We start from the raw sequence: 13385 nt of genomic DNA, 5'->3' as shown, positions 1-13385 counted from the left end.
TGAGCTTGTCGAAGCATCTAATTGTTACATTGCTAAACCGATACATTGTTACATTTTAAACTATATGGAAAACGAAAATTTTGAAACCTTTGCCATAAGAACCCAGACTGAAAGAACCCAGTTTGATGAGCATTCCACGCCTTTGTATCTCACATCCAGCTTTATTTTTAAGGATGCGGAAGACATGAGAGCGAGCTTTGCGGAAGAAAAACCAAAAAATTTATACAGCCGTTTTTCAAATCCGAACGTAACAGAATTTACCGATAAAATTGCCAAAATGGAAGGCGCAGAAGCAGGATATGCTTTTGCCACAGGAATGGCAGCGATTTACTCCACATTTGCGACTTTGTTAAATGCCGGAGATCATATTGTAAGCTGTCAGTCCGTTTTCGGTTCTACGCATACTTTGTTCACAAAATATTTCCCGAAATGGAATATCGAAACAACCTATTTTAAAGCAGAAGATGCAGAGAATGTAGAAAAATATATTCAGCCCAACACGAAAATTTTATATCTGGAAACACCTACCAATCCTGCGATTGAGGTTTTGGATTTAGAGTTTTTCGGACACATTGCGAAGAAACACAACTTAATTTTTATTGTGGATAACTGCTTTGCGACACCTTATCTGCAACAACCGATAAAATACGGAGCAGACATTGTGGTGCATTCCGCAACCAAGTTAATTGACGGACAAGGTCGCGTTTTAGGAGGAGTAGCGGTTGGAAGAGAAGACCTGATCCGTGAAATCTATCTTTTCGCCAGAAATACAGGACCCGCCATGTCACCTTTCAACGCTTGGGTTTTGTCTAAAAGTCTAGAAACACTGGCAATTCGTGTAGAAAAACATTGCGAGAACGCACTGAAAGTTGCCGAGTTTCTTGAAAGTCATCCCAATGTAGAATTAGTAAAATATCCGTTCTTAAAATCTCATTCAAGCTATGAAATTGCGAAAAAGCAAATGAAATTAGGCGGAAACATCGTTGTCTTCGAAATCAAAGGCGGAATTGAAGGGGGGAGAAACTTTTTAGATAAAATAAAAATGTGTTCCCTTTCCGCAAACTTAGGTGATACGAGAACCATTGTAACGCATCCTGCTTCTACAACGCACTCTAAACTATCAGACGAAGAAAGAAATGAAGTCGGAATTACTGCAGGTCTGGTTCGTTGTTCAGTAGGTCTGGAAAATGTGGAAGATATCATTGCAGATTTAAGACAGGCATTGGATTAATTTGATTTGGGCAGCTTTATCCGCATGTAGTTTATCCTGAGTCTATCGAAGGGCTCCCGCTTTTTTGCCTCCGCTTCGCTACAGCAAAAAGAGCTCCGCTCAAGTCGGGCTGCGAAAGATTCAGCATTATAAAACCCGAAGGGTTCAACAATAATAACCGTAGGTGCAACCTATGGAAAAAAATATAATAAATGAAAAATTCAGAACAACTATACAAAGCATTATCCGAAAGAATTTTAATTCTCGACGGAGCGATGGGAACCATGCTTCAGCGGTATAAATTCGAAGAAGAAGATTACCGTGGCGAACGTTTCAAAAACTGGGAACATCCGGTAAAAGGAAACAATGATTTGTTGTCTTTAACGCAGCCTCATGCCATTGAAGAAGTTCACAAAAAATACCTTGAAGCGGGAGCAGACATCATCGAGACCAATACATTTTCAGGAACAACCATTGCCATGGCAGATTATTACATGGAAGATCTCGTTTACGAACTGAATTACGAATCTGCAAAAATTGCAAGAAAAGCCTGCGACGAGTACACTGCGAAAAATCCGGATAAACCAAGATTTGTGGCAGGCTCCATCGGTCCAACCAACAGAACCGCAAGTTTAAGCCCCGATGTGAATGATCCCGGATACAGAGCCATTACTTTTGATGAACTGAGAATCGCTTACAAACAGCAATGCGAAGCCTTATTGGACGGAGGATCAGATATTCTTTTGGTGGAAACCATTTTCGATACATTGAATGCAAAAGCAGCACTTTTCGCCATTGACGAACTTCAGGACGAAAGAAATATCAAGATTCCAATCATGGTTTCAGGAACAATCACGGATGCTTCAGGAAGAACGTTGAGCGGACAGACCGCAGAAGCGTTTTTGATCTCAGTTTCCCATTTAAATCTTTTAAGTGTAGGTTTTAACTGCGCTTTGGGAGCAAACCAATTGACGCCTTATCTAGAAACACTCGCTCATAATTCAGAATTTGCTGTTTCAGCTTATCCGAATGCAGGTCTACCAAATGCTTTCGGGAAGTATGATGAGACACCGGAAGACATGGCGAGTCAGATCAAAGAATATGTAGAAAAAGGATTAATCAACATCATTGGAGGCTGCTGCGGAACAACGCCGGAACACATCAAGGCAATTGCAGATCTGGTTTCGCAATATCCGCCAAGAAAATTGAGAGAATTGGTCTGAATGAATAGAATTTTTTAATTAAAACAGTAAAAAAAAGGAACAGTTTTTAATATTATTTTTAATTATCACACAAAATTAAATATAATGGAAAAACCTATTTACTTTAAAAATTCAGAGGATGCCAAATTGTTTAATGAACTCAGAAAAAAAGTGAACCAAAGAGTAGAAGCCATTCCCGAAAACAGGGACATTTATATTCAGATCAAAGCAGTTATTCTGCCTTTGGTCTATTTCGGTTTATATGTCTTTGCACTTCTACATGCAGATCAGTCTGGAGTTTATATCCTGAGTTTCATTCTGATGGGGTTTTCTCTGGTTTTAATTTATCTGAATTTAATTCATGAAGCGGCTCACAATAATATTTTTAAAAGTAAAAGACTGAACAGCCTGGTTTTACAGATTTTCGATTTTGTGGGAGCGAATTCCTACATCTGGAAAAAAAGACATATTGCAGCACATCACGCATATCCGAATGTGGACGGTTGGGACACAGACATTGAGCAGAGCGGATTGCTTTTAATCGTTCCATGGATCAAAGCAAAAGGCATTCAGAAATACCAGCACCGCTTTTTCTTTCTGGTCTATCCTTTATATCTGTTCAACTGGATGTTTATCCGTGATTTCAGAGATTTTTTCGATAACGAAAGAGTGATCCTGAAAACGCAGGGAGCGATTCCAGTAAAAGAAAAAATTAAAATGGTGGCGTATAAACTGTTTTACTTTTTCTATCAGATTGCTGTTCCTGTTCTGTTTTTTAAAGTGTCTTTAGGTTTGGCTTTGGGAGCATGGTTTTTACAGGTAATTGCGGCGAGTATTTTTGCGCTTTTTGTCCTGTTGCCTTTACATCCGCTTCCAGATAATGCCTTTCCGAAACTCGATGAGAAAAACGGACTTCCATTTAGTTGGCTTCACCATCAGTTTGAAGTCACCAACGATTTAAAAGAAAATAACTGGTTTGTAAGAAATGTATTGGGGAATTTCAACTTTCACGTTGCCCACCATCTTTTTCCGAATTACAGTTATGCTTATTATAATGAAATTACAGAAAAAATCGAACAGTTTGCCAAAGAACACGGTTTAGCATACAAAAGATTTCCAATGACCACCGCTTTGGGCAAACATGTGGATTTGCTGAAGCAAAATGCGAATAACGCATATTTTATTTTAGAAGAATAAATTTGATGAAATATTTAAGATTATCGGGGCTTGAGCCTTTGATTATTACACCGGAAAGTAACTTTATCAACGTTGGGGAAAGAACCAATGTTGCCGGTTCAAAGAAATTTTTAAGATTAATAAAAGAAGAAAAATTCGGGGAAGCGCTCGATATTGCACGCCATCAGGTTGAAGGCGGTGCACAGATTCTCGACGTTAATTTTGACGATGGACTGATCGACGGAAAGGCTTCCATGATTAAATTTTTAAACCTGATTGCCTCAGAACCGGACATCGCAAGAATTCCTCTCATGATCGACTCTTCAAAATGGGAAATTCTGGAAGCAGGATTGCAGGTTGCACAGGGAAAATGTGTGGTCAATTCCATCAGTTTAAAAGGAGGTGAAGAAGAATTCATCAAACAGGCAAAAGCCATCAAAAGATACGGAGCAGCCGTTATTGTCATGGCTTTTGATGAGGTGGGACAAGCCGATACCTACGAACGCAGAATCGAAATTTCAAAACGCTCCTATGATATTTTAGTGAACCGTTTAAATTTCCCTGCGGAAGATATTATTTTCGATTTAAATATTTTCCCTGTGGCAACGGGAATGGATGAACACCGCAGAAATGCCATCGATTTTATTGAAGCAACAAGATGGGTTCGCCAGAATCTTCCGTATGCATCCGTGAGCGGGGGAGTTTCCAATGTCTCGTTCTCGTTCCGTGGAAATGATACGGTGAGAGAAGCGATGCACTCGGTTTTCCTGTATCACGCCATTCAGGCAGGAATGAATATGGGAATCGTAAATCCTGCGATGCTGGAAGTATATGATGAAATCAATAAAGAACTTCTGGAGCTTGTTGAAGACGTCATTCTTGATAAAAGAGAGGATGCGACAGAACGCCTTCTTGACTATTCTGAAAAAAATAAATCTGTTAAAAAAGAGAAAGTTGAAGAACTTGAGTGGCGTACAAAACCTTTACAGGAAAGGATTACCCATTCTTTGGTAAAAGGAATCGACCGTTTTATCGAGGAAGATGTGGAAGAAGCAAGATTACAGGCAGAAAAACCGCTTCATGTGATTGAAATTAATTTAATGACTGGAATGGGCGTTGTCGGAGATCTGTTCGGAAGCGGAAAAATGTTTTTACCACAGGTTGTAAAATCGGCGCGGGTCATGAAAAAAGCGGTGGCGTATTTACAGCCATTCATCGAAGCTGAAAAAGACGGAACAAAACCTGCCAACGGAAAAATTTTGATGGCAACGGTAAAAGGAGATGTTCATGATATTGGTAAAAACATTGTGAGTGTAGTTTTAGGATGCAACAATTATGAAATTGTGGATCTTGGCGTAATGGTTCCGGCTGAAAAAATTATTCAGACCGCGATTGAAGAAAAAGTAGATGTGATCGGACTTAGCGGACTGATTACACCAAGTCTGGACGAAATGGTGTACATCGCGCAGGAACTGGAAAGACAGAATTTAAATTTCCCTTTGCTGATCGGCGGCGCAACAACTTCAAAAGCACATACAGCCGTAAAAATTGATTTAAAATATAAAAATGCAGTAGTTCACGTCAATGATGCTTCCAGAGCGGTAAACGTGGTAAGTTCATTATTGGGCGACCGAAATAAAGAATATGTTGATGATCTGAAAAGTGAATATTCTGAATTCCGTGAAAAGTTCCTGAACAGACAAGTAGAAAAAGACTACGTTTCTATTGAAGAAGCCAGACAGAATAAGTTTAAAATCGACTGGGAAAACGAAGAAATTTTTACACCCAATCAGTTAGGAATTACCGTTGTTGAAAATCAGGATCTGAGAGAATTATTGCCTTTCATCGACTGGTCCCCGTTTTTCAGGAGCTGGGATCTTCACGGCAAATATCCGCAAATTTTAGAAGATGAGGTTGTAGGAGCTCAGGCAAAAGAGCTATTCAAAGATGCACAGGTGATCTTAAAAAGAATTTTGGATGAAAAGCTATTAACAGCAAAAGCGATTTTCGGAATTTTCAAAGCCAATTCCAACGAAACGGATGATATTTTAATTTTTGATGAAAACAGCGATCAGAAAACGAAGTTCATCACCCTAAGACAGCAGGCTCAACGTTCAAAAGGGAAAGATTATCTGGCGTTAAGCGATTTTATTGCCCCTGAAAGTTCAGGAAAAACCGATTATATGGGAGCTTTCTGTGTAACAACCGGTTTCGGAACGGATGAACTGGCGCAGGAATACGAAAAAGCAAATGACGACTACAACGCGATCATGGTAAAAGCTTTGGCAGACCGTTTTGCAGAAGCTTACGCAGAATTTTTACATAAAAAAGTGAGAACAGAATATTGGGGTTATGCCAATCAGGAAAATTTAACCAACGAAGAATTAATTGCTGAAAAGTATAAAGGAATTCGTCCCGCTCCGGGTTATCCTGCGTGTCCGGATCACTTAGAAAAACACGCAATCTGGGATTTACTGAAAGTAGAAGAAAATATCGGAGTTTATCTGACGGAAAGTTTAGCAATGTTCCCAACGGCTTCGGTTTCCGGATACTATTTTGGAAGTCCGCACGCCAAATATTTCGGATTGGGAAAAATTGCGGAAGATCAGCTGAAAGATTATTCGGTAAGAAAAGGAATTGCTTTGCAGGAAGCGAGAAAATGGTTGTCGCCAAACTTAGCAGATTAAAATCTATTTTTGTAAATAAAATAGCATCATGAAAAATATCAAAATATTAGAAAATTTAGAAGAAATACAATCAATTGATGACCAAAAAAAGTCAATTGATGCTCATCGACCATTTTCTAAAGAATTGGAAAATAAAATCTTTCAGAAGTTAAAATTAGATTGGAATTACAATTCTAATGCTATTGAAGGAAACCAATTGAGCTATGGGGAAACTGTGGCTTTTCTAAATTTCGGATTGACAGCAAAAGGAAAACCCTTCAAAGATCATTTGGATATTAAAGGACATAATGAGGCGATTGGATTTATGCTTCAATTGATTAAAGAAAATCGTCCACTCTCTGAAAGCGATATTAAAGATTTGCATAAAATAATTTTGGTTGAGCCTTATTTTTCAAAAACGATTTCGCCACAAGGAATTGAATTTGAAAAAGAAATAAAAATAGGGCAATATAAAAATTCTCCAAATCATGTAAAAACGGTTTCAGGTGATATTCATTATTACACCAATCCGGAGGAAGTACCTTTTGAAATGAATAATCTTTTGGAATGGTACAGAAATGCGGAAGAAGAAAATCTTCATCCGGTAGTAATGTCGGCGATTTTTCATCATAAGTTTACTTCAATTCATCCTTTTGATGACGGAAACGGAAGATTAGCAAGAATCTTAAGTAATTTTATTTTATTGAAGCATAACTATCCGGTAATTGTGATAAAAAACAGAGATAAAGTTCAATATTACGCTGCGTTGAATATTGCTGATAATGGGATTTATGAAGATTTAGTAAAATTATTTGCAGAAAATATTGGTTACAGTTTAAATATTATGCAGAAAGCTATTAATGGTGAAAATATTAATGAGCCGGATGATTTGGATAAGGAGATTGAACTTTTTGTGAAGGAGATGAAAATACAAAATACTAAGATTGTTGATTTCGAAAAAGATAGAGATTTTTTAATTGATACTTATGTAGTTGGTTTTGTAGAATATTTATTTCCAAAATTAGAAAAAATAGGAAGTGTATTTCAAAAGTCAAGTGTGGGTTATTTAGGCACACGAATTCCACTTGCTTTATATAAAAATTTTCTAGAGGAAATTAGAATAAAGAAGTTTTTTTTTAATGATAATATTGAATTGAATATATTCATTTCTTTTCAAGATCATTTGGAGAATAAAATTAATGTTGAGTTTGAATTAAAAATTCTAATAAAAAATAAAACCATTACATATTCTATAGAAGAGTGGGAACTTGATTATTATGGAATGCAAATTATTGACTCGAAGGAAATATTCTCTAATTCTTATAATTATAGTTATTCACCTAATCTTATTTATAATGAAGCCGCCAGCGAAGTTGTAAATTATGTTATAAATTTTATAAAAAATAAAACGAAAAAAGGTTAATGAAAATCACAGACCATATAAAAAACGCAAACGGAAAAACGTTATTCTCCCTTGAAGTTGTTCCGCCGCAAAAAGGAATCGGAATTGAAGATCTTTATAAAAATATTGATCCTTTAATGGAATTTAAACCGCCATTCATTGACGTTACGACTTCCAGAGAAGAATATATTTATATCGACAAAGGAAACGGATTAATGGAACGCAGAATTACCCGAATGCGTCCCGGAACGTTGGGGATTTGTGCCTCTATTCAACACAAATACAATGTAGATACCGTTCCGCATCTGCTTTGCGGAGGTTTTACCAAAGAAGAAACAGAATATCTTCTGGTAGACTGTATGTATCTCGGAATTGATAACGTGATGGCTCTCAGAGGCGATGCGATGAAAGGACATCAGTATTTTGAGCCAACTCAGGGAGGTCACGGAAGCGCAATGGAACTGGTTCACCAGATTAATGATCTGGGAAGAGGAAAATATCTGCATAATCAGGATGAAATTTGTGATGAGCATAATAAGTTCTGCATCGGCGTTGCCGGTTATCCTGAAAAGCACATGGAAGCGCCATCCATGAATTATGATCTGAAATGGCTGAAACAAAAAGTGGATGCAGGAGCAGATTATATCGTAACCCAAATGTTTTTCGATAATAAAAAATTCATTGAATTCGTTCAGAAAGCCAGAGAAATGGGGATTACAGTTCCTATTATCCCGGGAATTAAACCAATTGCCACGAAAAAGCATTTAAAGATTTTGCCTCAGATTTTTAAAATTGATCTTCCGGAAGATTTAATTAATGAAGTGGAAAATGCCAAAAACAACGAAGCCGTAAAACAAATCGGAATCGAATGGGCAATCGCACAGTGCAGAGAATTGCTGGAATTTGGAGTTCCTGTTCTGCATTTTTATTCGATGGGGAAAAGTGATAATATTAAAAAAGTAGCCGGAGCGCTATTCTAATAAATTGAAAAGTGAATTTTTGATTGGAGTTCTGCATTTTTGCAGAGCTCTTTTCAATAGATTTCGGCGGCGAAGCCGCCGAAATCTATTGAATCACAAAACAGGATGCCTCTCAAACTCCTTATTCCTGTCAAAAAGATAACGGTACGTCGCTAATTTTCGGGTGACCGTAGTATCAAGATTTTCCGCAATTTTAATCATCTTAGGATTAAAATCCCCGATCCACTGCATTTCAGTGATTTTAAAATCTGTATGTTTCCTTAAATGTTGTGTTCCTTCCCAGATCATGTAGCCTTCAACACCTTTCCTTTGCCATTCCGGAACAACGCCGAAAACCAGACCCACCATTTTTTCATTCTTCTTAAACTGTTTGATCCAGAGAAACTTCAGCTTTTCCCAGATCCCGAATTTCCCATTCAGATATTTAAACCACTGATTCGTATCCGGAAGATTCATCCACATCGCGATCGGTTTTTCATTTTCGTAAACAAACCATGAAATATGTTCATTGATGATCGGCTTCATCGTTTTAAACATTTTCAGCACTTTAGATTCCTGCATACATTTTCCTTCGCCATGTGCAGCCCACGCTTTATTATAAATTTCCGTAAAATCTCTGGCAAATTTTTCCAGATTATTTTTTGTCATGGGCATTGCAGAAAGATCGGGATTCTTACTGTGTTTGGCGTGCATTACCGTAAAAAGTCTCGAAACTTCGGCAAAAATAGGTCTTGAAAAACAAAGCTGCTCAAAATAAATTTTAAACCCGTAGTTTTCAAAAAGATCTTTGTAATAAGGAAAATTGTAATTCATTCCGAACAGAGGTTCGATAAAACCATCAATTACCAATCCCCAGAATTTGTCGCGCTCCCCGAAATTAATTGGTCCGTCCATTGCTTCCATTCCTCTTTGCTGAAGCCAGTTTTTGCAGTGATCAAAAATAAAGTCTGCAGTTTCCTGATCATTGATACAGTCGAAAAACCCGATTCCGCCGGTTGGCTGTTTTTGCTGATACGTTTCGTTAATGAAAACCGCAACTTTGCCTACGGTTTTATTTTCTTTATTTTTAAACAAAAATCTTACACATTCGCCGTTTTTAAAAAATCTGTTTTTTTGAGGGTTAAAAATATCTTCGATATCAATATTTCGGGGTCTTATATAGTTTTTGTCTTTTTGATAAAGCCTTGCCGGAAATTCTAAAAATTCCTTTCTCTGAGATTGGTTTTGTACTTCTTCAGCAGTAATCATGGTGTAAAATGATAGTGGGGGTAAAAGATAATGTTTTTCGCCCAAATTAAATATGACGAACAGATTTTATCCGTATTTTTGTGCAAATTAAATAAAAATGGTTGATTTTACGGATAACGACGATGATATTTTCACAGGAAAAGAACATACGCCTATAAGGGAAGATGCTTTTGATAAATCACCGGAAGAAAAGATAGAAAAAATTACCGAACTTTTTGGGGAGATCATGGAAACGCTGGGTTTAGACATGACCGACGATTCTCTGAAAGACTCTCCGAAACGTGTTGCTAAAATGTACGTAAATGAAATTTTCGGAGGACTTCTTCCAGAAAACAAACCGGGAATTTCCACATTCTCAAATAAATACAAATACCGCCAAATGTTGGTGGAAAAAGATATCACCGTTTATTCGTTCTGTGAACATCACTTCCTGCCGATTATCGGAAGAGCACACGTTGCTTACATTTCGAACGGAGAAGTAATCGGTCTTTCAAAAATTAACAGGATTGTGGATTATTATGCAAAAAGACCGCAGGTTCAGGAAAGACTGACGATGCAGATTGTAAACGCTTTAAAAGAAGCTTTAGGAACAAAAGACGTTGCCTGTATCATTGATGCAAAACACCTTTGCGTTAATTGCAGAGGAATAAAAGATACCGCAAGTTCTACCATTACCGCAGAATTAAGCGGGATTTTCAGAACCAATCCTATTACAAGACAGGAATTTCTTCATTATGTAGGAAGCCATGCGAAATTGGATTAAAGTAATTAAATGAATGGACTATCAGATTCTTAAAAATATTGTTGAAGAAGAACTTCTTAAATTCGAAGAAATTAATGAAGAAGATTGGGCATATAAAATTTCACCTGAAAAATGGTCAAAAAAAGAAATTTTAGGTCATCTTTGTGACAGTGCTTTATCCAATATCAGAAGATTTGTAATCACACAATACAAAGAAAATGAGAATATTGTCTATGATCAGGATTTTTGGGTAAAAGCCCAGAATTATCAGAATATTCCAACGTCGGATATCATCACTCTTTGGAAGATTTTGAATCTTCAGATTGTACATGTAGTTGAAAATATTCCGGATGAAGATTTACAGAGAACCTGTGATATGACGAAAACAGAACCTCAGATTTTTACTTTGGAATTCATCATTAATGATTATATTAGTCATTTACAACATCATTTAAAAGCTATTTAATAATGATAAAATTTAAAAAAGTTTCAGATAAAATTTTTATTACAACAATTATTTGTTGTGAAAGACTTATCCTGAATTAAATTAAAAAAATCATTAATTAATCATCAATTATCATTCATAAGAAATCATGCAACTAAAAATATACAACTCGCTTGCGGGAGAAAAAGAAATATTCAAGCCGATTTTAGAAGGAAATGTAGGAATGTACGTCTGCGGACCGACCGTTTACAGCAATGTACACTTGGGAAATGTAAGAACCTTCCTTTCTTTCGACTTCATCTACAGAAGTTTAATGCATTTAGGCTATAAAGTTCGTTACGTAAGAAACATTACTGATGCAGGTCATCTTACCGACGATGGAGACGTAAATAATGACAGATTTGTAAAACAAACCCGTCTTGAAAAGTTAGAGCCAATGGAAATTGTACAGAAATATACAGTCGATTTTCATAAAGTGTTGGATATGTTCAATTTGCTTCCTCCGAATATTGAACCGACTGCAACAGGTCATATCGTAGAGCAGATCGAACTTACTCAAAAATTAATTGAAAGAGGATTCGCCTACGAAAGCAACGGTTCTGTGTATTTCGATGTGTTGGAATACAACAGAAGAGGCTTAAACTATGGTGAACTTTCGAAAAGAAATATAGAAGAACTTTTTGCCAATACCCGTGATCTCGACGGACAGGGTGAAAAGAAAAATCCGCAGGATTTCGCATTGTGGAAAAAAGCTTCTCCGGCACACATCATGAGATGGAATTCGCCATGGGGAGAAGGTTTTCCAGGATGGCATCTGGAATGTACTGCAATGAGTACAAAATATTTAGGAGAAACTTTCGATATTCACGGAGGCGGAATGGATCTGAAATTTCCGCACCATGAATGTGAAATCGCACAGGGAAAAGCGTGCAATGATGCTTCTCCGGTAAATTACTGGATGCACGCCAATATGTTGACGATGAATTCCCAGCGTATGAGCAAATCCACCGGAAATTATATTTTGCCAATGCAGTTGGTGACAGGAGAAAATGATTTCTTCGAAAAACCATTCCATCCTTCCATCGTTCGTTTCTGCTTTTTGCAGGCACATTACAGAAGTGTTTTGGACATTTCAAATGATGCCATGATTGCGAGTGAAAAAGGATACACGAGATTGATGGAAGCCATTAAAGTACTGGACAGCATCACTCCGAATGACGAAAAACACTCCAGTTTCAGTCTTGAAGAATGGAAAAATAAAGCGTATGATGCATTAACGGACGATTTCAATTCTCCGGTTTTAATTGCGCATTTATTTGAAGCGGTAAAATATATCTTTGCTTTAAATGATGGGAAGGAAACAATCTCAACGAAAGATTTAGAGGAACTGAAATCTACTTTAAATGCTTTGGTTTTCGACGTTTTGGGACTTCAGACGATTGAGGAAAACAATAATGAAAAACTGGATCAGACCCTGAAGGTTTTAATTGAATTGAGAAATCAGGCAAGAAAATCAAAAAATTTCGAACTTTCCGATCAGATCCGCGATAAGCTTCTTGCTGAAGGTATCGAACTGAAAGACGGAAGAGACGGAACTTCTTATGTTTTGAATTAAAAGTTTTAAACTTTTTTATATCTCCCGCAGATTGTACAGATTACGCAGATTTTTTACAGAATCATCCGCCAAATCTGTATAATCTGCGGGAGTTTTTTTATACATAATACTGTCATTTCGACGAAGGAAAAATCTATCAAATATAATTGTAGAGATACTTTCAGCATGACAAACTTTGTGAATAGTTTCGCTGAGTGAAATCAAAGATTCAACGTATTCAAACGCCTTTGCGAACGAAAGGTATTTTCAGACATTTTGAATTAAAAGGTTTAAACTTTTTATCTCCCGCATATTGTACAGATTACGAAGATTTTAAACCAATTTATCTGCTAAATCCGCAAAATCTGCGGGAGTTTTTTTATACATAATACTGTCATTTCGACGAAGGAGAAATCTATCAAATATAATCGCAGAAATGCTTTCAGCATGACAAAATTTGTGAATAATTTCGCTGAGTGAAACGCCTTCGCGAACGAAAATATGCTCAGACATTTAAAAAAAACTTGCGACTTTGCGTTAAAAACTAATCTTAGACCTAAATCTCAATCTTAATTTTTTTTTATATTCAATCCAAAAATTACGTAACTTAGTCATAATAAAATTGAATATCCGTAATTTCACCTAAATTTAGTAAATTTGCGTATAGTCAATTGTTTAAGATGAATATATTTAGTTTTAGTGCTCATTTTGGGACAGAGG

General features: G+C 36.7%; 10 protein-coding genes. 9 read left to right on the top strand and 1 reads right to left on the bottom strand.

Annotated elements, in window-relative coordinates:
• Positions 1 to 64: 64 nt before the first annotated feature.
• The 6 genes from DD829_RS14085 (at position 65) to metF (ending at position 8636) form a co-directional block, all read left to right on the top strand.
• A complete protein-coding gene (locus tag DD829_RS14085) occupies positions 65 to 1231 on the top strand; it encodes an O-succinylhomoserine sulfhydrylase (RefSeq protein ID WP_108410147.1) in 1167 nt (388 codons plus the stop codon).
• Positions 1232 to 1422: 191 nt separating this feature from the next.
• A complete protein-coding gene (locus tag DD829_RS14080; protein WP_108410146.1) occupies positions 1423 to 2433 on the top strand; it encodes a homocysteine S-methyltransferase family protein in 1011 nt (336 codons plus the stop codon).
• An 84-nt stretch (positions 2434 to 2517) separates the two neighbouring features.
• Positions 2518 to 3609 carry a fatty acid desaturase family protein gene (locus tag DD829_RS14075; protein ID WP_108410145.1) on the top strand — a complete coding sequence of 364 codons (1092 nt, stop codon included), beginning with the start codon at positions 2518 to 2520 and terminating at the stop codon, positions 3607 to 3609.
• A 5-nt stretch (positions 3610 to 3614) separates the two neighbouring features.
• Positions 3615 to 6275: a methionine synthase gene (gene metH, locus DD829_RS14070; protein ID WP_108410144.1), complete on the top strand. Its 2661-nt coding sequence runs from the start codon at positions 3615 to 3617 to the stop codon at positions 6273 to 6275.
• 28 nt (positions 6276 to 6303) lie between these two features.
• On the top strand, positions 6304 to 7677 hold the full coding sequence (locus tag DD829_RS14065; RefSeq protein WP_116547864.1) for a Fic family protein: 1374 nt from the start codon (positions 6304 to 6306) through the stop codon (positions 7675 to 7677).
• Positions 7677 to 8636: a methylenetetrahydrofolate reductase [NAD(P)H] gene (gene metF / locus DD829_RS14060; RefSeq protein WP_059137971.1), complete on the top strand. Its 960-nt coding sequence runs from the start codon at positions 7677 to 7679 to the stop codon at positions 8634 to 8636. The genes DD829_RS14065 and metF overlap by 1 nt, the downstream gene beginning before the upstream one ends.
• A 93-nt stretch (positions 8637 to 8729) precedes the next feature.
• Here metF and DD829_RS14055 read toward each other — a convergent pair whose 3' ends face one another.
• On the bottom strand, positions 8730 to 9884 hold the full coding sequence (locus tag DD829_RS14055) for a hypothetical protein (protein ID WP_108409100.1): 1155 nt from the start codon (positions 9882 to 9884) through the stop codon (positions 8730 to 8732).
• Between the two features lie 97 nt (positions 9885 to 9981).
• On the opposite strand from DD829_RS14055, the gene folE reads away from it, so the two are divergent.
• The 3 genes from folE (at position 9982) to cysS (ending at position 12686) form a co-directional block, all read left to right on the top strand.
• Positions 9982 to 10647 carry a GTP cyclohydrolase I FolE gene (gene folE, locus DD829_RS14050; RefSeq protein ID WP_076395046.1) on the top strand — a complete coding sequence of 222 codons (666 nt, stop codon included), beginning with the start codon at positions 9982 to 9984 and terminating at the stop codon, positions 10645 to 10647.
• A gap of 13 nt (positions 10648 to 10660) precedes the next feature.
• Positions 10661 to 11092: a DinB family protein gene (locus tag DD829_RS14045; RefSeq protein ID WP_108409099.1), complete on the top strand. Its 432-nt coding sequence runs from the start codon at positions 10661 to 10663 to the stop codon at positions 11090 to 11092.
• A gap of 127 nt (positions 11093 to 11219) precedes the next feature.
• On the top strand, positions 11220 to 12686 hold the full coding sequence (gene cysS / locus DD829_RS14040) for a cysteine--tRNA ligase (protein ID WP_108409098.1): 1467 nt from the start codon (positions 11220 to 11222) through the stop codon (positions 12684 to 12686).
• The last annotated feature ends 699 nt before the right edge of the window (positions 12687 to 13385 follow it).

This window comes from Chryseobacterium sp. HMWF035 (assembly GCF_003094695.1).
Classification (GTDB): Bacteria; Bacteroidota; Bacteroidia; order Flavobacteriales; family Weeksellaceae; genus Chryseobacterium; species Chryseobacterium gambrini.
The sequence above is the reverse complement of the archived record's forward strand: the minus strand, read 5'-3'. Positions and strand labels throughout refer to the sequence as shown.